22 protein-coding genes are annotated in these 21,668 nt (G+C 33.8%); 5 read left to right on the forward strand and 17 right to left on the reverse strand.

What is annotated here, in order from left to right; genetic code table 11:
• Window positions 1-5 precede the first annotated feature (5 nt).
• Entirely contained in the window at window positions 6-668 is a 663-nt protein-coding gene (locus ACE83Q_RS05030) for a histidine phosphatase family protein (RefSeq protein ID WP_409021645.1), read from the forward strand.
• Between the two features lie 45 nt (window positions 669-713).
• On the opposite strand, the gene ACE83Q_RS05035 is transcribed toward ACE83Q_RS05030, so the two are convergent.
• On the reverse strand, window positions 714-1,445 hold the full coding sequence (locus tag ACE83Q_RS05035) for a deoxynucleoside kinase (RefSeq protein WP_409021646.1): 732 nt from the start codon (window positions 1,443-1,445) through the stop codon (window positions 714-716).
• A 267-nt stretch (window positions 1,446-1,712) separates the two neighbouring features.
• Between ACE83Q_RS05035 and ACE83Q_RS05040 the strand changes: the two genes are divergently transcribed.
• Window positions 1,713-2,396 carry a histidine phosphatase family protein gene (locus ACE83Q_RS05040; RefSeq protein ID WP_409021647.1) on the forward strand — a complete coding sequence of 228 codons (684 nt, stop codon included), beginning with the start codon at window positions 1,713-1,715 and terminating at the stop codon, window positions 2,394-2,396.
• A 50-nt stretch (window positions 2,397-2,446) separates the two neighbouring features.
• Here ACE83Q_RS05040 and ACE83Q_RS05045 read toward each other — a convergent pair whose 3' ends face one another.
• Window positions 2,447-4,246: an ABC transporter permease gene (locus tag ACE83Q_RS05045; RefSeq protein ID WP_409021648.1), complete on the reverse strand. Its 1,800-nt coding sequence runs from the start codon at window positions 4,244-4,246 to the stop codon at window positions 2,447-2,449.
• A 22-nt stretch (window positions 4,247-4,268) separates the two neighbouring features.
• Entirely contained in the window at window positions 4,269-5,024 is a 756-nt protein-coding gene (locus ACE83Q_RS05050; RefSeq protein WP_409021649.1) for an ABC transporter ATP-binding protein, read from the reverse strand.
• Window positions 5,025-5,247: 223 nt separating this feature from the next.
• Between ACE83Q_RS05050 and ACE83Q_RS05055 the strand changes: the two genes are divergently transcribed.
• Complete coding sequence (locus ACE83Q_RS05055; protein ID WP_409021650.1) at window positions 5,248-6,690, forward strand: APC family permease; 1,443 nt, start codon at window positions 5,248-5,250, stop codon at window positions 6,688-6,690.
• 171 nt (window positions 6,691-6,861) lie between these two features.
• On the opposite strand, the gene ACE83Q_RS05060 is transcribed toward ACE83Q_RS05055, so the two are convergent.
• From ACE83Q_RS05060 to ACE83Q_RS05100, 9 genes are all read right to left on the reverse strand, one after another.
• Window positions 6,862-7,239: a carboxymuconolactone decarboxylase family protein gene (locus tag ACE83Q_RS05060; RefSeq protein ID WP_409021651.1), complete on the reverse strand. Its 378-nt coding sequence runs from the start codon at window positions 7,237-7,239 to the stop codon at window positions 6,862-6,864.
• 63 nt (window positions 7,240-7,302) lie between these two features.
• On the reverse strand, window positions 7,303-7,677 hold the full coding sequence (locus ACE83Q_RS05065) for a MerR family transcriptional regulator (RefSeq protein WP_409021653.1): 375 nt from the start codon (window positions 7,675-7,677) through the stop codon (window positions 7,303-7,305).
• 162 nt (window positions 7,678-7,839) lie between these two features.
• Window positions 7,840-8,205 (reverse strand): hypothetical protein, encoded by a 366-nt coding sequence (locus tag ACE83Q_RS05070; protein WP_409021654.1) that lies wholly within the window; start codon window positions 8,203-8,205, stop codon window positions 7,840-7,842.
• Between the two features lie 221 nt (window positions 8,206-8,426).
• On the reverse strand, window positions 8,427-8,786 hold the full coding sequence (locus ACE83Q_RS05075; protein ID WP_409021656.1) for a hypothetical protein: 360 nt from the start codon (window positions 8,784-8,786) through the stop codon (window positions 8,427-8,429).
• A 268-nt stretch (window positions 8,787-9,054) separates the two neighbouring features.
• Window positions 9,055-10,017, reverse strand: coding sequence for an ABC transporter ATP-binding protein (locus ACE83Q_RS05080; protein WP_409021657.1), 963 nt, complete (start codon window positions 10,015-10,017; stop codon window positions 9,055-9,057).
• A gap of 16 nt (window positions 10,018-10,033) precedes the next feature.
• Window positions 10,034-11,101, reverse strand: a complete 1,068-nt coding sequence (locus tag ACE83Q_RS05085) for an ABC transporter ATP-binding protein (RefSeq protein ID WP_409021658.1) — start codon at window positions 11,099-11,101, stop codon at window positions 10,034-10,036.
• Between the two features lie 10 nt (window positions 11,102-11,111).
• Entirely contained in the window at window positions 11,112-12,137 is a 1,026-nt protein-coding gene (opp3C, locus tag ACE83Q_RS05090) for an oligopeptide ABC transporter permease (RefSeq protein WP_409021659.1), read from the reverse strand.
• A gap of 2 nt (window positions 12,138-12,139) precedes the next feature.
• Window positions 12,140-13,069, reverse strand: a complete 930-nt coding sequence (gene opp3b, locus ACE83Q_RS05095; RefSeq protein ID WP_409021660.1) for an oligopeptide ABC transporter permease — start codon at window positions 13,067-13,069, stop codon at window positions 12,140-12,142.
• Window positions 13,070-13,168: 99 nt separating this feature from the next.
• Window positions 13,169-14,812 carry a peptide ABC transporter substrate-binding protein gene (locus ACE83Q_RS05100; RefSeq protein ID WP_409021661.1) on the reverse strand — a complete coding sequence of 548 codons (1,644 nt, stop codon included), beginning with the start codon at window positions 14,810-14,812 and terminating at the stop codon, window positions 13,169-13,171.
• Between the two features lie 300 nt (window positions 14,813-15,112).
• On the opposite strand from ACE83Q_RS05100, the gene hflX reads away from it, so the two are divergent.
• Complete coding sequence (hflX, locus tag ACE83Q_RS05105; protein WP_409021662.1) at window positions 15,113-16,384, forward strand: GTPase HflX; 1,272 nt, start codon at window positions 15,113-15,115, stop codon at window positions 16,382-16,384.
• Between the two features lie 146 nt (window positions 16,385-16,530).
• Window positions 16,531-17,868 carry an APC family permease gene (locus ACE83Q_RS05110; RefSeq protein ID WP_409022817.1) on the forward strand — a complete coding sequence of 446 codons (1,338 nt, stop codon included), beginning with the start codon at window positions 16,531-16,533 and terminating at the stop codon, window positions 17,866-17,868.
• A 51-nt stretch (window positions 17,869-17,919) separates the two neighbouring features.
• Here the strand turns inward: ACE83Q_RS05110 and ACE83Q_RS05115 are convergent, their stop codons facing one another.
• The 5 genes from ACE83Q_RS05115 to ACE83Q_RS05135 form a co-directional block, all read right to left on the reverse strand.
• Window positions 17,920-18,513 carry an NADPH-dependent FMN reductase gene (locus tag ACE83Q_RS05115; protein ID WP_409021663.1) on the reverse strand — a complete coding sequence of 198 codons (594 nt, stop codon included), beginning with the start codon at window positions 18,511-18,513 and terminating at the stop codon, window positions 17,920-17,922.
• A gap of 127 nt (window positions 18,514-18,640) precedes the next feature.
• The gene (locus ACE83Q_RS05120; protein WP_409021664.1) at window positions 18,641-19,294 is read right to left on the reverse strand and encodes an amino acid ABC transporter permease; all 654 of its coding nucleotides are present in this window, start codon (window positions 19,292-19,294) and stop codon (window positions 18,641-18,643) included.
• 17 nt (window positions 19,295-19,311) lie between these two features.
• A complete protein-coding gene (locus ACE83Q_RS05125) occupies window positions 19,312-19,950 on the reverse strand; it encodes an amino acid ABC transporter permease (RefSeq protein ID WP_409021665.1) in 639 nt (212 codons plus the stop codon).
• Window positions 19,947-20,774, reverse strand: a complete 828-nt coding sequence (locus ACE83Q_RS05130; protein WP_409021666.1) for a glutamate ABC transporter substrate-binding protein — start codon at window positions 20,772-20,774, stop codon at window positions 19,947-19,949. The genes ACE83Q_RS05125 and ACE83Q_RS05130 overlap by 4 nt, the downstream gene beginning before the upstream one ends.
• 33 nt (window positions 20,775-20,807) lie before the next feature.
• Window positions 20,808-21,545: an amino acid ABC transporter ATP-binding protein gene (locus ACE83Q_RS05135; RefSeq protein WP_409021667.1), complete on the reverse strand. Its 738-nt coding sequence runs from the start codon at window positions 21,543-21,545 to the stop codon at window positions 20,808-20,810.
• Window positions 21,546-21,668: the final 123 nt, after the last annotated feature.

Genomic DNA, 21,668 nt, shown 5'->3' on the forward strand with positions numbered 1-21,668 from the left:
TTCTCATGCCATTTACAGTCTATCTCGTTCGTCATGGTCAAACCATTTTCAATAAATATAATCGGATGCAAGGTTGGTCCGATTCACCACTTACAGAAAAAGGCATTAACGACGGCCACACTACTGGAAAAAAATTATCACAAATTAAGTTTGCTAATGCTTATAGTAGTGATACAACCCGCGCAAATCGTACAGCTAACTACATTTTGTCTGAAAATGAAAATTCATCAGATTTAATTGTAAAAACATCTGAATTCCTTAGAGAACAAGGCTACGGTTACTATGAAGGTGCCGATTCTTCTCAAGCTTGGTTTGTTGTTGGTAAGCCGCATGGTGCTGCTAATTTCACTGAGATTTTGCAACAATTTTCAATTGAAGAAGCCCGTGACTTCTTCAAAGAAATCGATCCTTTCCACGATGCTGAAGACGATGCCGATTTTTGGGCACGTCGTGATAAAGGCTTTGATTTATTGCGTAAAGATGCTAAAGATGGCGATAACGTTTTAGTTGTCAGTCATGGGACAACAATCAGAAGTATCGTTTCTCGTTTTGCACCCGAAATTGATATTACAATGAGTCCTAAAAACGGTAGTGTAACTAAGTTAATCGTTGATGATAATTCAGTTAAAGTTGAATATTTCAATCATCACGATGACGATGAAATTTAAATAAAAAAGGAGTAACCAATTTCAAAATTGGTTACTCCTTTTAGTTTAAAGTGATTTACGTTGTGTCTTGTAATCGATAACTTCTTTTTCAGATAGATTACCTAATTCTTGTAATTTATCTTCGATAATATTTAAAACAATATTACGATCAGCTTCATTTTCAACAAAATCGTATTTATCGCCATCAATAACTAAAAATTCAGAAACGTCATATTCTTTTTCCCAATCTTCATAATAACGAAGTAATGTTTTATAGTATTCAACCAATGAGTGGTCAGTTTCAATTTGTTCATAATCACGGCCACGTTTTTGAATACGATTAACCATTGTTTCATAAGAAACTTTAATCATAACCATCAAATCAGGTGATTTTTTGTGTGCAGCATAGGGTAACTCTTCAAGCATATTTTCTAATAAATCTTGATAAATGTTATATTCAACAGTTGTGGCATTACCCATTTCTGTATTCATTTTCATAAAAATAGCATCTTCATAAATTGAGCGATCAAGAACATTATTATCTTCTTGCATTGCTGCTTTAATCATTCTGAAACGACGATTCAAAAAGAAAGTTTGTAATAAGTAAGCGTAGGGATTTGTTGCTTCCTTATCCCCTGCTTCACGTTTTTTTGCAGCGATTTCGTTACCTTTGTAAAATAAAGGTAATACCGGGTTATCTGTAACAGGTTCGTAAAAAGCCTCTACCCCAAGTTCTTCAGATAAAATTTTTGTCATACTAGATTTTCCAGAACCAATAATACCAGCCAACGTAATCAAAATAATAAACACTCCTTCTTGAATAGTTAATACAATTTATGCAGTTAAAACAATTAGATTTAGACTTGTAATTAATATCTCATTCGGTATCATCTTACTAGTAGTCATAAATAATCTCATATTTTAATTCTCCGTTTATTTAGTATACATTGGTTTAAATAAAATAAAAGTCTTTTCTTTTTCTAAAATTAATGCATTAAGTAAGACTATTCATCAAAAACCAGACAGCTCTAAGTACCTTTTTATTTACAAATTAAATATTTATTTATGAAAGGATTTCATATGTCATTTACCGTTTATATGGTCCGTCATGGCCAAACTTTTTTTAACTCTCTCCAAAGAATGCAAGGCTGGTGTGACTCTCCACTTACAGATAAGGGGATCAACGATGCCACACATTCAGGAAAACTTTTACGAGATAAATCGTTTAATGCTATTTATCGCAGTGACACAATGCGCACAAAAAAAACACTAAGTCATATTTTAAGTGAAACAAATGTTGAAGGAAATAAACAGCTAACACCAATTGAAACAGCACTGTTTAGAGAAGAATATTATGGCTCATTTGAAGGCCAAGATACTGCAGCTGTTATGCAAACAGTTGGTACACCTTTTAATTGTCAAACCTTCAATGATATTCTTGAAAAATATTCCATCGAAGACTCACGTGATTTCATAAAAAGTGCTGACCCTTTTAATTTAGCTGAAAATGACCAAGAATTTTGGAATCGCTACGATCATGCTTTTGATTTTTTACGCACTAACCAAAATAATAATGACAACGTTCTATTAGTTGGTCACGGGACAGCAATTAGGAGTATTGTTTCACGTTATGCACCTGACATTGATATTTCATCAAGTCCTAAAAATGGTAGCGTCACTAAATTAATCGTTCATCCCGATACAATTGAAGTTAGCTATTATGGTAATTTTGGCGAACAACCCATCTAAATAAAGAAAGGTGAATATTCAGTTTTAAAAACTGAATATTCACCTCTTTTTTATTTTTTTAATACAATCCCTTTATATAAGGTAACTGTTACCCAATAATATCCCAAATAGAGAACTGCAAAAATGATAAATGGAATCGTTATATGTGTATATGGATCTGGAATTAATTCCTTAAACATTTGCAATCCGAATAAAACATGAATAACACCGACAACTCCAGGTAAGAAGAATAAGATGCCAATTTCGCGTCTAATTGATTTTTTCATTAGTCGTTGTTTGGCGCCTAGTTGGTTCAATAAATCATATCGTTTCTTGTCCGTTGCCGCACTAGACAATATTTTAAACATGAGAACACTTGCTAACATTGCCAACATCGCAACGCCTAAGAAGAATCCAATGAATTCCAATCCGCCATAAATACCGTTAGCCAACTGATATACAACATACTTATTCATAAAATAAGATGAATTATCTAACTGATTTTTAGGTATCTCTTCACTCAATGCTTTTAAAATTTCTTTATTATCTTTAAATGATGCTAATCTAACCGTATAAATACGTTGTGTCTTCGCCGAAACAGCTGTAAATGATGAGTCAGAGACAAGTACTGGATCTAACATATCAGGGGATTCCAATGTCGTTCTAACAGCATTTCCCCATAGATTATCCTCATTTTTAGCTGTCATTTTAACAGGATCAACTTTAATAAACTTACCGGTAGCCGTTCCCGTTTCCGTGAAATCAAGCGTGTACAATGGTGATTTCACAAAATCAGATTTTTTAAAATAACGGACAGATCCAACTTTTTTTGCTTCATAAACGGACTCTTTTTTACCAGTCAATTGACTAAGTAATTTTTTCTCTTTTGTTGATGGATTTTGGACAACAACATCATATGGGGAAGTAGAAGTAGCTGTTTGATCAACCACACCAGAGAATCCCATCCCAACAGTTATTGCGCCTAGTGCTAGTGCAAATAGCATCGCAACCATTGTTAAAACCCGATTTAAAGAACCTAATCGAAAACTAAGTTGCCCTAATAAAAAGGTATTTAATTGCTTCTCAGAAAATCCTTTATTACGTTTTAATAATTGGACTAATCCACTAAATAATGAATTGAAAATTAAAAATGTCCCAATCAAAATTGTCACGACTGATCCAATAAATCCAGCCATTTGAAACAGTGCTAAATGACTTAATAAATAGTAACCACTTGCAATTAAACCTAATCCTAGGATACTTTGAATTAAGATATTATATGATTTTAGCTTTTTACCTTGTGGTTGCTCTGCTTCATTTAATAATTTTAAGATAGGCGTTCTTAACAAGCTTTGTCGATTAAATATAGCAGCAATCATGAAAAGAATAACGAAGAAAAGCATTGTTATTAGAATTGCTGGGAAATAAAAAGCTTGAAAAGAATGCGGTGCAAGATCCATTTTATCTACTAAAAATTGGCTAACGCCATATGTCAGTCCAATACCAACTAAAATACCAACAGCTGTTGCAATTAAGCCAATAATTAAAGTTTCAGTGAAAATTAAGCGTCCAATCTTACGCTTTTTAGCACCTAACATCATGAACATCCCATAATCTCTTTGACGCATGCTCATTAAAAATGTATTCGCATAGATAATATAAAACAGTGTAATAATTGCAAGTAGTACAGAACCTACTTGGAAAATCATTGCTGCAAATTTTATCGTCGCATTTTGTTTAATAAATTCTTGATTAGTTGCTAATGCTTCAAACATATAAAAGATTGCTGAAGCCATAATGAGTCCTGATAACAAGATTAGATAATCTTTAAAGCGACTCTTAATTCCAGTTAAGGATAATTTTAATAACATATTGTTTCCTCCCTTCTTAAAATTATTGTTCACTCTTAGCTAGTTCATTTAAAATTTCTTGATAAAACTCTGTTCGCGTATTCGTTCCTTGAATCAATTCTCGACCAATCTTACCATCTTTAATAAAGAGAATTCGTTGACAGTAACTCGCACTAACAGCGTCATGAGTCACCATCAAAATTGATACTTGATCATTTTTATTTAAACTTTCCATCGTTGATAGAAGTGACTTTGCACTTTTAGAATCCAAAGCACCTGTTGGTTCATCTGCTAATAAGATTGCGGGATTATGGACTAAAGCACGAGCTGCTGCAACTCGTTGTTTTTGACCACCAGATAATTCAGTTGGAAATTGTCCAAGAACACTATCTATCCCCAGTGTTTTCGTTAATTTATCAATACGTTCTTGATATTTAGAAATAGATGCATTCTGTAATGATAGTGGCAATGTTATATTTTCAGCTGCCGTTAAATTATCTAGTAAATTAAAACTTTGGAAAATAAAGCCAATCTGTTGTGCTCTAAAATCTGATAGTTTATCTCCACGCATCATTGAGATATCCTGATTATTAATTGTTATCTGTCCTGAAGTTGGTTGGTCTAGCGTTGATAATAAGTTTAATAATGTTGATTTACCAGACCCTGAAGCCCCCATAATACCAATAAATTCACCCTGTTCGACAGAAAAATTAATTCCTTTTAAGGCTTCCGTTTTTTTCTCTTTATTCTTACCGTAAACTTTTTTAACATCTTTTGCGCTTACAACTATTTCTTTCATTTCATTAGTCCTCCGTTTATGTTTATCACGTTACCGTATGTGTACTATTATACATAGTACACAGTAAAAAGCAATTTTTATTATCTTTTATTCCTAACTCAATTCTCATTAAACCGATTACATTTTATATTAATTTAATTTTCCATGGAAATTAATTAGTCAATTCACTATACTTATAAATTGTTAGTTTAATTTACATAGTTATTTATATTGGGAGGTACTTATGGAAAACGAGAAAAAAACATTTATATCGTGGCCAGTTTTGGCATTAATGTCATTCGTAACAGTTATTGGCTTCGACGATATCGTCTATAACTTTCAAAATCAAGGTATGGGCGTTATTACATCTTGGATCATTTTATTGCTATTATATGTAATTCCCTACTCTTTAATGGTAGGACAATTAGGTTCGGTCTTTAATTCAGAGGGTGGCGGTTTAAGTTCATGGGTTCGCGGAACTCGTGGTGAAAAGCTAGGTTACTTTACAGCTTGGACTTATTGGGCTGCTTCTATTCCTTATGTTGTTGATACCGCAAACTCAGTTGTTGTTGGCTTCGGTTGGTTATTTAACGGAAGTAATGCACTCGAAGATAGTCTATCAACAGCTATGTTCGCGTTAATAACATTAGTAATCTTTGTTGGCTTCATTTTTGTTCAACGTTTCTTCAAAGGTTCATTAGAATTTTTAGGTCTTATTGGTGGTGGTGCCATGTTCATCCTCACAATTTTATACGTTGTAATGGCATTTGGCTCATTATTAACACCTTCAGGTCGTATTGCAACAACAAATATGAGTTGGCACACATTAATTCCTAAATTTGATTTACATTACTTCACAACAATCGGTTTGTTAATTTATGCGATTAATGGTGCAGAATTAATTGCGCCATTTGTCACAAAAATGAAAAAGCCTAAAAAAGATTTCCCTAAAGCCATGATTATGTTAACCGTTATGACAATCTTTTTAACAGTTTTCGGCTCATTCGCACTCGGGATTTTCTTCAATGCTCATAATATTCCTAATGATTTTAAAATGAACGGTTCGTACTACGCATTCCTTCGTTTAGGAGATCAATTTCATATGGGTAGTTGGTTAATGTATGCCTTCGCTATTACTCAGATTGTGTACATGTGTGCCCTTCTAGCTGTTCTTCTTGACGCTATGACTCGCATGCTTATCTCTGACACAGGCGCTCGTTATATGCCTAAGAAATTACTTAAAGTTAACAAAGATGGGTTACCAATTAATGGGTACATTTTAACCTGTACTCTAAGTGCCTTCATTCTTTTCTTGGGTGTCTTCTTACCAGATATGAACACAATTTTTAATTGGTTACTGAACTTGAATGGGATTATTTCACCAGGTGTCACTTGTTGGATTTTCTTTGCCTTCATGCAGATCCGTAAAAATAGTGCTAAATATCCATCAGAATATGTCTTCATTAAAAATGACAAATTAGCTTACGCTGTTGGTTTATGGTGTTTAGTTGTTACTGTTTTGGCAACAATCTTTGGGATTATTCCTCAAGATGTCGAGATGGGTAGCTCACTATTCTACTACCAATTAGCTATCAATATTATTAGTGTCGTTGTTCTTATCGGTCTTGGATTTATTATGCCAATGATTGCTGAACGTGAACGTAAAAGAGACGGTATTAAAGATTAAATTCAAAAATAGTATTTACTCAGAAAAAAAGGCATTGGATACTTTATTTAACAGTATCCAATGCCTTTTTTTGCTTGAGTATATTAAATTTTAGTTTAGGGTTATTTTCACTTTGTATAAAAATCAAATATACATTGTAAAAATTTTCATGATGATCGAATTTATCTGTGATTATTCTCGGTCTTTAAATACTTCTTTTGCAATATTGATAGCATTTAATACCTTTGGAAAACCAACATACGGAAGACAATGAATGAATGTTTCAACAATTTCTTCTTTAGTCAGACCAACATTCAAAGAGCCATTAATGTGTACCTTGAGTTGAGCAGCAGTATCTCCTTGCGTTAGTAATGTAGTAATGGTCACCATCTCACGTTGTTTTAAATCTAATTCTGGTCGATTGTAAATATCACTAAATGCCCATTCAAAGATGTATTTCCCGACATCAGGTGCGATATCTTTTAGAGAATTCATTACATTGTCAGCTGCTGGGCCATCCACCATATTTAATGTTTTCTTTCCTAATTCAAGTCTGTCAATTTCTGTCATCGCTTGTTCCTCCAATAATTTTTTACTACAGGAGTAACAATACAGTCTGGAGTTCACTCCATGTCAATTAGTATTATAAATTTTCTTTTCCATTTTCTGATATATACTAATCTTTTTATTGATGAAGTTTATATGTTCTTGAAGACTTTCTTGTTCGTCTTCTAGACGATGACGCTGATCGTATAGCAAAGCCATTCTCTGTGAAATGGTTTCATCACCCTTATATCGCAGAATAGCATATTCTCGGATTATTCGGATTGACATCCCTGTACTCTTCAAACGTTTTATAAATTCAATCCAAGTTCTATCATCATCTGTATAAATTCTGAGATTATTTTCTTTCCGATGTGGAACAATTAACTTCTCTTTTTCATAATAACGAAGCGTATCTATTGATAATCCAACCTGTTTAGAAAATTCTCCGATTTTATATATCATAGTTTTCCCTCCTAAAAACATAATATGGTGAAGCTCACGGCGAACGCCTATCACCCCATAAAATTCAGCCATACATTGGCCACGTGAGGGGTTTGAATGCATCAATTGGGCAAACATCGACACATTTGTACACTCACCTAGCTGATAATGCTATGGAAGAAGTTATGTTTTTTTACTATCTTCTATTATCTTTACGCCATCTACACCTATTGACTCACAAATCGTTAAAAATCTAAAATCTTCTAGATTTTCAAAATGAACGTGATTGCATTTGAACCACTCACGATATTCCTTGTAGGTTGTTATAATTTGATTAGCTTCATTTTTATCATTTTTTAAGTCATTAAATAGTGCTCTTCGATCCTCATTAAATCCATAAAATTCTGTGTAAGTCGCGATACTTTCAAGAAACAAATCAGAAATAATTTCCCAACTCATTTGATTCTCTGGAATATTTCTTTCCTCTAATAATAGCCTTACATCATACGGTAATGCGTTTACATTTTTTGCCCCTTCACCTAAACTCATTCGATTACCCCCCGATAATTGCAATCAATATACCATACCTTTCTCATCGATAACAAGTACTTGGCTTGTTATTTATTTTAATTTTTTCTACGTCCTTATAAAAACAAAAAAAGCTTAACAATATTGTTAAGCTTACCGTATATTTTAAGTTCGCATTTTAAGTTAAATTAATTTTATATTCTACCATTTTTCTATTCGATTTCTTATACGATCACATTTTCTTAATTATTACGTGCGTATACTTGCTGACCCTCATACCATTCGCAGACAGTTAGAAATGTTAATTTTGAAAAACAATTAATATTAGCCTGATATTTTTCGAACCAATTACGATAATACCGATATTGCTTAATTAACTGTGCTGCCTCTTCTGGATTTTGTTTCATTTCATCAAATAGCTGCTTTCTGTCATCGTTAAATCCATAGAATTCAGTAAAATTAATTGTACTTTTAATAAATAAATCGAATAGAACGGCTAAATCATTATCTTTTTCACAGAGACGACCCTCTTGAAAAAGTAATTGTACATCATACGGTAATTCTTTGTATGCTTCATTATATACTTCTGTATCATCTACCATGTTGGGTGCTCCCATTCTCCCCACCATATAAAACCCTTTGTTCCACATAACGCTTTATTTGAACCTTTCATTCATTCCCAAATCCAAAAAATAGTTATGTCGTTACCTAATTCTAATACATCTAGTATACATTATTTTTATGCATAATTACCTAAAATTTTATACTTTTTTTAATTTACTTAAGTCATTCATACAATTAATAGTTTACACCCTTTTTGAAGTCAAAAAAGACCCTTTCAAAAATTCTTGAAAAGATCTTTCTGATTTATTATTCAGCTTCTTCTACCAAAACATTGGCAGCTCGTTCCTTATACATGGGGATTTCATCTTCACTTGCTAAAACAAAATGTTCTGGCGAAATTTCAACCATTCGACGTTTTTTACCATCTGCCTCAACTGACGAATCGTATGGTACTGGAATGCGATTACGTTCAAATTCAGGGTCAGGAACAGGAACGGCCGAGATTAAACTGGCTGTATAATCGTGTAAAGGATGTGTATATATTTCGTCTGCAGGGGCTATTTCTAATAACTTACCATAATGCATCACACCAATTCGATCACTGATATATTTAACCATTGATAAATCATGTGCAATAAACAAATATGTTAAATTATGTTCAATTTGTAATTCCTTCAACAAGTTAACAACCTGTGCTTGAATTGAAACATCCAACGCAGAAATAGGTTCATCTGCGATGATAAACTTAGGTTCCACAGCCAAAGCGCGAGCAATACCAATTCGTTGGCGTTGGCCACCTGAAAATTCATGGGGGTAGCGGCTAGAATGATCTTTATTCAATCCAACTGTTTCTAATAACTCTTCAACGCGTTTTGCACGTGCTTCATCGTTAGAAGCTAAATGGTGAATATCAATTCCTTCAGCCACAATATCTTTAACTTTCATTCGTGGATTTAATGATGCATACGGATCTTGAAAAATCATCTGCATATCACGACGAAATTTTAATTTATCTTTTTTAGATTTAATTTTACGAATATCGACACCATCAAAATCAATTTTACCATCAGTTGGTTCATATAAATTGATGATACTACGACCTGTTGTTGTTTTACCAGACCCTGACTCGCCCACCAAGCCAAATGTCTCGCCTTCATAAATATCAAATGAAATATCATCGATAGCCTTCACTTCGTCCGGTTTGCCGACATTAAAATACTGTTTTAAATGACGGACTTTTAAAATTTTATTTTTCTTTTGTTCCACCATGTTCAGCTCCCCTTCCTTAGTTTTCTACCAAATTTTGATTCGCTTTAATTTTTGTTTCTTGTTGTTTTGCAAAAATTTTATACCGTCTTTGAATTTCAACTGGCGGCGTTACTTTAGGTGCATCTGGATGCAACAACCATGTAGCTGCTGCATGTGTTGGTGAAACATCAAAGAATGGTGGTTGTTGTTCTGTATCAATCTTCATAGCGTACTCATTTCGAGCGGCAAACGCATCCCCTTTTGGTGGATCCAATAAATCAGGAGGTGTACCTGGAATTGCGTATAGATGTTCACTATCAAGTGTTGGCATTGAATTCAATAACCCCCAAGTATAGGGATGTTGTGGATTATAAAAGACCTCATCGACTGTCCCATATTCAACAATCCGACCTGCATACATAACTGCTACACGATTAGCCATACCAGCAACAACCCCTAGATCATGGGTAATGAAAATAATTGATGTTTCAATTTTTGCTTGTAACTCTTTCATTAATTCCAAAATCTGTGCTTGAATAGTTACATCCAAAGCTGTTGTTGGTTCATCAGCAATTAAAATTTCTGGATAACAAACTAATGAAATCGCAATAACAATTCGTTGACGTTGTCCACCAGAAAATTGATGTGGATAATCCTTAAAGCGTTTCTTAGCATCTGTAATCCCAACTAATTTCAAAATTTCCAAGGCTTGCGCCATTGCTTTTTCTTTTTTTACATGTTTATGCTTCATTAATGGTTCAGCAATTTGTCTACCAATTCTCATAGTAGGATCTAAAGAAGTCATTGGGTCTTGGAAAATCATTGCGATATCTTTACCACGAATGTTTTCCATTTGTTTTTCTGATTTTTTAAGTAAATCTTCACCATGAAAAAGAATTTCTCCACCCATAACTTCTGCATTATTAGCTAATAATCCCATTAAACTTTTTGTTGTAACGGATTTACCGGAACCTGATTCGCCAACGATTGCTAAAGTTTCACCTTTAGCCAGATGAAAACTAACATCACGTATGGCTTTAACATCTCCAGCATACGTATGAAAATTAATTTCTAGATTATTAACTTCTAAAATATTTTCTGTCATTTTTCAACACCTACTCTTTCGTTTTTGGATCAAAGGCATCACGGAGTCCATCACCTAATAAGTTAAAGGCAACCATGATAATACATAAAACAATTGCTGGATACCACATTTGGTATGGTAAAAATTGGAAATTCTTTTGACCATCATTCAATAATGAACCAAGTGAAGCTTGAGGCGCGCTAATCCCAATTCCAATAAAACTCAAGAAAGCTTCGAAGAATATAGCACTAGGAATTGTAAACATCGTTTGAATAATGATTACACTCGATAAGTTAGGTAGTAAATGTTTCACTGCAATTTTTACAGGTGACTCGCCTAAAGTCCGAGCAGCAAGAATATATTCTTGATCTTTTAATTTCAACGTTTGTGCCCGAACTAATCGGGCCATTGTTGTCCAACCAGTCACCGCAATTGCTAAAATAATTGACGTTAAACCTGGCTTGAAAACCAATAACATTAAAACAATAACAACTAAGTTAGGTACCGACGAAATAATTTCGATGATCCGCTGCATGACTGTATCAACACGTCCGCCACGCCAACCGGACAAGATTCCATAAGCAACCCCGACTCCTAAATCAACTAATGCGGCAACTAGTGCTACGATTAAGGAAATCTTAGTTCCATACATAATTCTTGATAATAAATCACGTCCAAAAACATCCGTTCCTAAAATAAAGTATTTATCTTTTGGAATACTATTTTGTTCATAAGCATCATACCAGCTACCTGATGATGTTTTTAACTTTCCATTTAATCCATCTATTGGTACACCAGGAATTTTAGGTGGTAAATTTGTGTACTCAACATTTTGTTCTGTTGCACTATGTGGTGCTAAAATGGGGGATCCAAAAGCCAAGATAAAAATTGCAACCAGGACCCAAAGTGAGATAAAAGCCCCTTTATTTTTCTTCAACCGACGCCAAGCATCCTGAACGAAAGTCAACGACGGTGCAGCAATTTTTTCATTATCAATAGCGTTATTTTTATCTAACGGTTCAAATGCATCTACTGGTAGGTCAATTTTATCTGCCATCGTTAATTTCTCCTTCCAGTTAATCGAATTCTTGGATCAATAATACCGTAAATGATATCTGTTAATAAGATAACAACTACTAGTCCAGCTGAATAAAGCATTGTAACACCCATGATTGTGGGGAAATCATTTGTCAAAATTGATTTTACGAATTGTTCACCAATTCCAGGAATTGAGAATATATTTTCAACAACCATTGAACCGGTCATTAATGCGACCGTGTAAGGGCCGATTAATGTTACTAAAGGAATTAAACTATTACGTAAAGCATGGTGGAATACCACGCCAAACTTTGTTAGTCCTTTAGCCTTAGCCAGTTCAATGTAATCACTGCTTAGGACATCCACCATCTCGGTTCGAATGAACCTGGCTGTTTCCGCCAGTGGTCCAACCCCTAAAGCAATTGTCGGTAGAATCGTGTAACTGAATCCGCCCCAATCAGCAATTGGTAACCAACCTAATTTCAACCCTACGTAATACTGTAATAAAACAGCTAAGACGAATGAAGGGATTGAGATACCTAAGATTGATAAAATTGTTGAAGAAGTATCAATCCAAGTATTTTTGTTAATAGCACCAATGGCACCAATCACAATTCCAATAACTATTCCGAAGATGATAGCTTGTAATCCAAGTTGTCCGGATGGTCCAATACGACTTGAGATTAAGTATGACACAGGTTGATTACTGTACTGGAATGACGTTCCTAAATCGCCCTTAACTAATCCCACTAAGTAAATGAGATATTGCTGCCATACGGGTTTATTCAATCCATATTGTTCATTCATAATCTGTAATTGCTCAGTTGTCATTTTTTGCTGATTCGCATAAGGTGATCCAGGCATTAACTTCATTAAAAAGAAGGTAATGGTTGCGACTAAAAACAACGTCAGTAGCATATAAAAAATTCGTTTAACTAGGTATTTACCCATAATTCTGACCCTCACTTTTGCTTTATTATGTAATTAAAACAAGTCAGAATTAGCCATGGTGGCCAATTCTCACTTGTTAAATTTTAACACGTTAATTAATTATTTAGTAACATAAGCATCTTTGAAATTGTAATTGACACCAGCTCCATTGTAGATAACACCTTTAACTGTTGATCTTAATAATTGAGCTTGAGCCACTTGGTAAATTGGTGCAATTCCTTGATCCTTCATCAAGATTTTTTCAGCTTTAACTAAATCATCCCAACGTTTGTCTACATTACTTGCATCCGTTGTTTTTGAAGCTTTAATCAATGCGTCATATTCACTATTTTTCCATTTACCTGCATTTTGTGAATTATCTGAAGTAAATAAATCTAAGAATGAGATTGGGTCTGAGAAATCAGCGCCCCATGCTGTAACAACAATATCGAAATCACCACTGTTTGATTTTGCTAAACGTGATTTGAATGGGATATTTGTTAACGTTACATCCGCACCATCTAAGTTATCTTCAATCGCATTTTGTAAAAACTCATTTGTTTTCTTAGCTTTATCAGTATCATCACTTAAAAGTGAGAAACTAGCTTTTGTAACACCAACTTCTTTTAATCCTGATTTCCATAATTCTTTTGCTTTAGTAATATCTGTATTCGCAGTCGATTTAACAGTTGATTCTTTTGCAAAATCTTCGCCTGTTTTAGGATTTGAAGCAAGTCCTGATGATACTAAACCTGTCGCAACAGTTGAGCCATCCCCTAAAATTTTATCAACAAATTGTTTTCTGTTGATAACTAATGAAATAGCTTGACGAATCTTTTGGTTATTAAATAATTTATTTTTTTGGTTGTATTGTAAGTAGAACGTTGATGCTTGTTTACGCGTGATATAATCTTTATCTGTTTTCAATGTTTTAGCTTGTTCAGCAGATAAATTCGTCATATCTAATTTTTGACTTTGGTATAAATTGTAGCTCGTTGTATTATCTTTAGAAACTTGGAAATTCATTTGTGTTAGCTTAACTGCTTTTTTATCCCAGTAAGTGTCATTTTTCTTTAAGTCCCAAGTTAAGTTAGTTCCTGTCCAATCATTTAATGTAAATGGACCATTGTAAACCATGTATTTACTTTGTGTGCCATATTTAGAACCATACTTTTCAACAACTTTTTGATTTTGTGGATAGAATGTTGGGAAGCCCATCAATAATTTGAAATATGGTACTTTTTTATCAAGCGTTACAACTAACGTATGTTTGTCAGTTGCTTTGATTCCCAATGTTGATGGTGCCATCTTACCCGCGCTGATTGCATCATAATTTTTAATTCCTGAGAAGAGGTAACCATATTGTGAAGCTGTCTTAGGATTAACGGTCCGTTGCCATGAATAAACAAAATCTTTAGCCGTCACATCGTCCCCGTTACTCCATTTCGAATCACGAAGTTTAAATGTATAAGTCATGCCATCTTTTGATACGGTTGTTTTAGTTGCAAGTGCATTTGACACTTTACTGTTCTTACCAATTTTATATAAACCTTCATTGGTATTGTTCAACATGTTAAAGCTGACGGTATCTGTTGCTGTCGATAAATCCATCGATGGTAATTCAGCTGTTTCAGACCAATTAATAACCTGTTTATCAGCGAGTTCTTTACTATCTGAAGATGAAGATTTAGATCCACATGCTGCCAAGACAATGACAGACAGTGCTAGCACACCACTTAATTTCAAAACTGACTTTAACTTCATAATATGACCTCTCCTTTTTTATTTACCTTTTCTTAACGTAAGTTTATCTTACATTAGAAAAAGATTAAAATCAACATTAAACTCTAATTTAATTAAATTCAGCATCAAACACCTTTAAAATACAGGTTTATCTATATAAAATATTTTACATACATCATTTTAAGCGTTGATAAAATGAGAATATAGCCATTTTAACCCTTGTTTTCTCATTTAAGTCAACTAACTCATTTTGATGTTCGAATATTTTTTTGAATAAATGTTATACTTAACCTATTAATTAAGTTCCACGAGGAGGTTCTCATGAAAGAAACTTATTCTACAGAAATACCAGTTATTGACGTTTTCATTGCTGGTATCGAAAAACAACGGGAAAATTTAGATTATACAATGTCCGAATTAGCTGCATTAGTTGAAGCTAACAACATGCACGCTGTTGAAGATATTCGTCAGAAATTAGATCGACCAACTGCTGCCCTTTACTTTGGTAAAGGTAAAGCAGAAGAATTTAAGACTGAAAGTGAAGCACAAGGTGTGAAAATTTTAGTTGTAAACGACGAATTATCACCAACTCAAATTCGTAACCTTGAAGCTGCATCAGGTATGGAAGTTATGGATCGTACAGGCCTAATCTTGGCTATTTTTGCTTCAAGAGCACAATCACGCGAAGCAAAACTCCAAGTGCAAATGGCTCAACTTCAATATCAATTACCTCGTTTAAGAGGGATGCAAGATAAACTAGATCAACAATCTGGTGGTGGACTTGCTAACCGTGGTGCTGGTGAAACGAAGATTGAATTAGATCGTCGTGTCATTGAAAATCGTATTAACCATATTAAAAAAGATCTTGCTGAAATGGACAAAGAAGAATCTACTAGACGTAAACAACGTGATAAATCTGGTATTCCGACTGTAGCATTAGTTGGTTATACTAACTCAGGTAAATCAACGACAATGAATGGATTACTTCGTCTAATAGGACAAGATGATGACAAACAAGTTTTTGAAAAGAATATGTTGTTTGCTACATTAGATACTAGCGTCCGTAATATTCAATTTGAAGATAAGAAACAAATCTTATTGAGCGATACTGTTGGTTTCGTAAGCAAATTGCCTCACCAATTAGTCAAAGCTTTCCGTACAACCTTGGCTGAAGCTGCACAAGCTGATTTGCTTATCCAAGTTATTGACGTGGCTGACAAACATGCTGAGGAAATGATCCAAACAACTGAAGATACATTAAAAGCTATTGGTGTCGAAAACATTCCAATGATTTATGCCTATAATAAAGCTGATTTAGCAAATATTGATTATCCTACTTTCTCAGATGATAAATTCACTTATAGTGCTCGTGATGAAAAATCACTTAATCAATTGGTAGACATTATTAAAAAGAACGTCTTTAAAGACAACGAAATTATGACTGTTCTTATCCCATTTGATAAGGGTCAACTTGTTGATCTAATCAATGAAAAGGCAACTATCTTAGAAACAGATTATGAAGAATCAGGTACAAAATTAAAAATTGATGCACCAAAAATTATTGCGAACCAATTACAAGATTACATCGTTTAAAACAATTCTATAAAAAGAGTGTCTGAATCGGTCTAAAATAGCCGATTCAGACACTCTTTTTTGTCGTCATAATTGTATCTAGTTTATTGCATGATTCCCGCTGTTATGCTAAAATGCAACTATTCATTTTAGAAAAGGAGGATTCAATTTTGGAAAAAAAACCAGCAGTTGGACTTAACAGATCGTTAGGTCTATGGTCAGCATTATCAATCGTAATCGGAACTGTCATTGGTTCTGGTATCTTCTTTAAACAAGCTTCGGTACTTGACTACACCGGCTCTACTACAAATGCCCTGCTCGCATGGCTATGTGGTGGTATCATAACCTTAACCGCCGGATTAACTGTTGCTGAAATTGGATCTCAAATTCCAGAAACCGGTGGATTATATATCTACATGGAAAAAATTTACGGTAAAATTTGGGGGTTCTTAGCTGGTTGGATGCAAGTTATCGTTTACGGACCAGCTATGATTGCCGCATTAGGCGCATACCTCGCCATTTTAATAGTAGACTTCTTTAGTATTCCAGCTGGTTATTCTCATTTAATCGCATTAATTGCAGTCATTTCTATTGGCTTCCTAAATATGCTATCAAATCGTTATGGTGCTTCATTCCAGATTATTACAACTATTTGTAAATTATTCCCAATTGCTGCTATTATTATTTTTGGTTTATTTTTTGGCAATGCAAATGCACTTGGTCAGTCTGTTGCAACTGTCAGTCATTCTACAAACAATTTTGGTGTTGGTATCCTTGCTACGTTGTTCGCTTATGATGGTTGGATTCTGATTGCTAATATGGGGGATGAAATTAAAAATCCTAAAAAAACATTACCTAGAGCTATTGTTTTAGGAATCTCAATTGTTCTTCTTATTTATATTCTTGTTTCGTTCAGTATCATGCGTGTCATGCCTGCCAGCCAAATCCATCAACTAGGTGAAAATGCAACGCCACAATTTGCTAAGATTGCCTTTGGCCAACTTGGTGGAAAAATTATGAATATCGGTGTCATTATTTCTATTCTTGGTTGTATGAACGGTAAAATTATGACATTCCCTCGAATTATGTGGGCAATGGGTAAGAACAAACAATTACCTTTCCACAAAGAAATATCTTATTTACATCCAAAATCACATTCACCTGTTATTGCAACATGTGTGGCCTTAAGTATTGCAGCAATTATGATTTTATTTTTTGATGCTGATCGCTTATCTGAAATTTGTATTTTTACAGTTTATTGCTTTTATGTTATGACTTTCGTTGGCCTCTTTATTCTACGTCGTCGGAATAAAGGAACAGATTTAAAACGTGTTTTCTCAGTTCCATTGTTCCCCATAACACCTATTGTTGCTATCTTAGGTGCAGCCTTCGTTTTAGTTAGTGAAGTTCAATCAGATATTGTAGGTGTTTTAATTTCATTTACAATTGTTGCACTCGGTATCCCGGTTTATTTATATGAAACATATAAAAATAAAGATCTATAACAAAAATGTGTAATGACAATAATTGTCATTACACATTTTTATTTTAATTCATCATTTTCCGGGAAAGGGATTATTCACGAAAAGTTGTGTATAAAATTTAATTTCTTGTAAAGTCTGAGCAATTTTATTTTTTGTATAATCTGCTAACTTAGCATCGTCAATTAATTGTCCATCTTCAGTAAATATTTGATCAACTATTCCCAATAATGTTGGTGCAGGCAGCGTGATAAATCCTAATCGATTCAAAATAGGCACTAATTCAGCTGTTGCAAATTGTGCACCGCGCATATTATCTGAATAGCCCATAATTTTAACTGGTTTACGTTGCCCTTCAAAAGCTAAATAATCGATTGCATTTTTCAAAACAGCTGGAATAGCATGATTATATTCAGGCGTTAAGATAATAAAGCCATCTGCCGTAGCTACATCTGCTATCCATCGTGCTTCATTTTCAGGTAGTTGTCGATTTTCATTTTGCATAGGTGCCAATTTTTCGTGGAAAAAGGTTAACTGGTAGTCACTTAATTTTAGAAATGAAAATTCAATATTATCCTGATTTTTTGCTACTCCTTCAATATACTTAATGAGCCTTTTACCAATAGAATTCTCTCTTGAACTACCTAGAATAACAGCAATTTTTACCATTACATCATCTTCTTTCTAATTCACTTTTCAATCAAACAAACCATCATTTTAAACCGATTCTACTTCTAACTAATAAAATGGTTGTTAAAATCTATATAGATTTTAACAACCATTTTTATTTTATTGTCTACGCTAAACGTCTTTCTAAGTATCTTGAAACCAATGATAGTGCATAACAAACGACGAAGTACATCACTGCTAAAGCGACGAACATTGGAATAACATAATTAGTATTTTGACCGTATACTAATTGTGCATGATACAGTAACTCTGGTAAAACAATGATAGTAGCCAATGATGTATCTTTAATTAATGAGATAAATTGACTAACCAACGGTGGAATCATTTTCTTTAAAGCTTGTGGTAAGACAATCACACGTAGACCTTGCCAATAAGTTAGGCCATTTGCGCGAGCACCTTCCATTTGTCCAGGTTCGACAGCTTGAATACCACTTCGAATAATTTCAGCTAACATTGCTGATTCGAAAACGGTCATTGCTAGCGTTGCTGACCAGAAAATTGATAACCGAATACCAACATTTGCTAAACCAAAATAAACGAAAAATAAGATTAAAAGTAATGGTAAATTTCGAATTAAATCAATTATAAAACCAACTATAGCAGATAAACGTTTTACTTTAATATATCGTGTTAGGCCTAGAATAGCGCCAATAATAAAACTGAAAATAATTGAAATAACTGAAACTTCGATTGTTACTAATAATCCTTGTAGCAAGTAACGAATATTTTCCCAACTATATGCTGCAATAAAATCTGACATGTTTTTCTAGACCCCCTTTAACTTAATTTCTTTTCTAAATGTCTCATGTAATAACTTAATGGCATTGTGATAATTAAATATAACACCCCAACAATAATGTACGTGTTGATTGTATCAAATGTTGTTGATGCGATAATATCACCCTGGTACATTAAATCAAATCCAGCGACGAAGGCTAAAACTGATGAGTTTTTGACCAAATTAATGAATTGATTACCCAAAGGTGGAATCACATATTTAAATGCCTGGGGTAAAATAATATGAAACATTGATTGCATGAATGTTAACCCGTTTGAGCGAGCACCTTCCATTTGTCCAGGATCAACAGCTCGAATCCCAGCACGAACTGTTTCTGCAATAAAAGCAGATGTGTAAATCGTTAGTCCGATTGTTCCAGCTGTAAATCCGTTGATATTCGTACCGTACATAGGTACCACAACGTAGAAAAACATTGCAACAACCAATAACGGAATATTTCTAAATATTTCAATATAGATACGTGCAATAATTTTTAAAATTCGATATGGCATTTCTTCCAAAATTGCAAAGAACGAACCTATAATTAAACTAAAAAATAATGCGAGTACACTTGAACACAATGTATAGCCAAGTCCTGTTAATAAGGCTTGCCAATGTTCTGTAAAAATCGTAATCATTGTTGACTCGCCTCCTTCACACTAAATCCTGGAATATCGCCAAACCATTTATTTAATAATTTTTCATATGAGCCATCGGCACGCATTTCAGCTAAAGCCTTATTAACTTCGTTCTTAAATTCACCTTGGCCTTTATCAATCGCAATTCCGTAAGGTTCATGCGTAAAAGTACCACCAACAACAGCAAAATCAGAATTCTCTTTAACCATCCCATATAAAATACCATTATCAGTTGTTAAAGCATCACCTTGACCAGATTTTAGTGCGGTTAATGCTTGCGCATAATCATCTAGTTCCAGCACTTCTGCTTTAGGTGCATACTTCTTCATGTTAATAACTGAAGTTGAACCCTTAACACCTAAAACAACCATACCGTCTTTATTCAAATCTTTTACAGATTTAATTGAGCTTGTTCTTTTAACTAAAATAGCTTGTCCGGCAGCAAAATAAGAGTTAGAAAAATCAACTTGTTTTTCACGAGCTTTAGAAATGGACATCGTCGCAATAATTGCATCAATATTTCCATTTTTCAAAAGTGGAATTCTTGTTTTACTTGTTACCTGAACAAAATTAGCTTTACCATCTTTACCTAAGATTTTTTTTGTCACTGCCTTAGCAATATCAATATCAAATCCTTGGATTTCACCGGTTTTGATGTTCATTAAACCAAATAACTTCGTATCTGCTTTAACACCCCAGTTAATTGTTTTTGTTTCTTTAGCTGTTGTTGCAATGTTGGCTTTACTTTGCGCTCCACAGCCTGCAATAACTAATACCATAGCTATACTCATAAACAATAAGCTAATTTTTCTTAATTGTTTCATATTTTAATCCCCACTCTCACAGTCTTGAGCTCCTTAATGTTTAATAATTTTACTCAAGAATTTTTTTGCACGTTCTTCTTTTGGATTGTCGAAAAATTCTACTGTTGTATCATCCTCAAGAATTTGACCATCAGCCATGAAAATAACACGATCGGCTACTTCACGAGCAAAGCCCATTTCATGAGTTACAACAATCATTGTGATCCCATCATTTTTAGCGATATCTTTCATAACTTTTAAAACATCGTCAATTGTTTCAGGATCTAATGCAGAAGTTGGTTCATCAAATAATAGCGCCTTAGGTTTCATAGCTAGACTACGGGCAATGGCAATTCTTTGCGATTGTCCACCTGATAACATTCTAGGATATGATTGTGCTTTATCATCAAGTCCAACTGTTTTTAATAAATCCATTGCGATTTTTTTATTTTCAGCTTCATCCCGTTTTAAAACTAAACGTGGTGCAAGCATAATATTTTCTAAAACAGTTTTGTTTTCGTACAAGTTAAAATGTTGAAATACCATCCCAACATTTTTTCTGATTTTATCAATATTCGTTTTCTTATCTGCTAAATCAAAATTATCAACTAATAGTTGCCCCTCGTTAACTTGCTCTAAACCATTGATAGTTCTGATCAATGTACTTTTTCCAGAACCAGATGGCCCGATAATAACGACGACTTCGCCTGCTTCAACTTTTAAGTTGATATTCTTCAATGCGTGAAATTTATCGTAATATTTCTCCACATTTTTAAATTCGATCATTGCCATACTCTCAATCCCCTTCTCTTAACTCTTTTATTCTTTTTTGTGATACTTTAATTATACTACCAAATGGATGTTTAATTGCAGTCTTTTTTAAATGTACCATATAATCACAAAAAAAGTGATAGC

The sequence above is a fragment of the Dellaglioa kimchii genome, from assembly GCF_046115505.1.
Taxonomy (GTDB): Bacteria; Bacillota; Bacilli; order Lactobacillales; family Lactobacillaceae; genus Dellaglioa; species Dellaglioa kimchii.

Bases quoted from the DNA above. Each gene is read 5' to 3' on its own strand.
- ACE83Q_RS05125 (WP_409021665.1), bottom strand. From the start codon at position 19,950: ATGATTACGATTTTTACAGAACATTGGCAAGCCTTATTAACAGGACTT.
- ACE83Q_RS05115 (WP_409021663.1), bottom strand. From the start codon at position 18,513: ATGGTAAAAATTGCTGTTATTCTAGGTAGTTCAAGAGAGAATTCTATT.
- ACE83Q_RS05030 (WP_409021645.1), top strand. From the start codon at position 6: ATGCCATTTACAGTCTATCTCGTTCGTCATGGTCAAACCATTTTCAAT.
- ACE83Q_RS05055 (WP_409021650.1), top strand. From the start codon at position 5,248: ATGGAAAACGAGAAAAAAACATTTATATCGTGGCCAGTTTTGGCATTA.
- ACE83Q_RS05045 (WP_409021648.1), bottom strand. From the start codon at position 4,246: ATGTTATTAAAATTATCCTTAACTGGAATTAAGAGTCGCTTTAAAGAT.
- ACE83Q_RS05040 (WP_409021647.1), top strand. From the start codon at position 1,713: ATGAAAGGATTTCATATGTCATTTACCGTTTATATGGTCCGTCATGGC.
- ACE83Q_RS05120 (WP_409021664.1), bottom strand. From the start codon at position 19,294: ATGTCAGATTTTATTGCAGCATATAGTTGGGAAAATATTCGTTACTTG.
- opp3C (WP_409021659.1), bottom strand. From the start codon at position 12,137: ATGGCAGATAAAATTGACCTACCAGTAGATGCATTTGAACCGTTAGAT.
- ACE83Q_RS05080 (WP_409021657.1), bottom strand. From the start codon at position 10,017: ATGGTGGAACAAAAGAAAAATAAAATTTTAAAAGTCCGTCATTTAAAA.
- ACE83Q_RS05100 (WP_409021661.1), bottom strand. From the start codon at position 14,812: ATGAAGTTAAAGTCAGTTTTGAAATTAAGTGGTGTGCTAGCACTGTCT.
- ACE83Q_RS05085 (WP_409021658.1), bottom strand. From the start codon at position 11,101: ATGACAGAAAATATTTTAGAAGTTAATAATCTAGAAATTAATTTTCAT.
- ACE83Q_RS05060 (WP_409021651.1), bottom strand. From the start codon at position 7,239: ATGACAGAAATTGACAGACTTGAATTAGGAAAGAAAACATTAAATATG.
- ACE83Q_RS05130 (WP_409021666.1), bottom strand. From the start codon at position 20,774: ATGAAACAATTAAGAAAAATTAGCTTATTGTTTATGAGTATAGCTATG.
- ACE83Q_RS05065 (WP_409021653.1), bottom strand. From the start codon at position 7,677: ATGATATATAAAATCGGAGAATTTTCTAAACAGGTTGGATTATCAATA.
- ACE83Q_RS05050 (WP_409021649.1), bottom strand. From the start codon at position 5,024: ATGAAAGAAATAGTTGTAAGCGCAAAAGATGTTAAAAAAGTTTACGGT.
- opp3b (WP_409021660.1), bottom strand. From the start codon at position 13,069: ATGGGTAAATACCTAGTTAAACGAATTTTTTATATGCTACTGACGTTG.
- ACE83Q_RS05135 (WP_409021667.1), bottom strand. From the start codon at position 21,545: ATGGCAATGATCGAATTTAAAAATGTGGAGAAATATTACGATAAATTT.
- hflX (WP_409021662.1), top strand. From the start codon at position 15,113: ATGAAAGAAACTTATTCTACAGAAATACCAGTTATTGACGTTTTCATT.
- ACE83Q_RS05070 (WP_409021654.1), bottom strand. From the start codon at position 8,205: ATGAGTTTAGGTGAAGGGGCAAAAAATGTAAACGCATTACCGTATGAT.
- ACE83Q_RS05075 (WP_409021656.1), bottom strand. From the start codon at position 8,786: ATGGTAGATGATACAGAAGTATATAATGAAGCATACAAAGAATTACCG.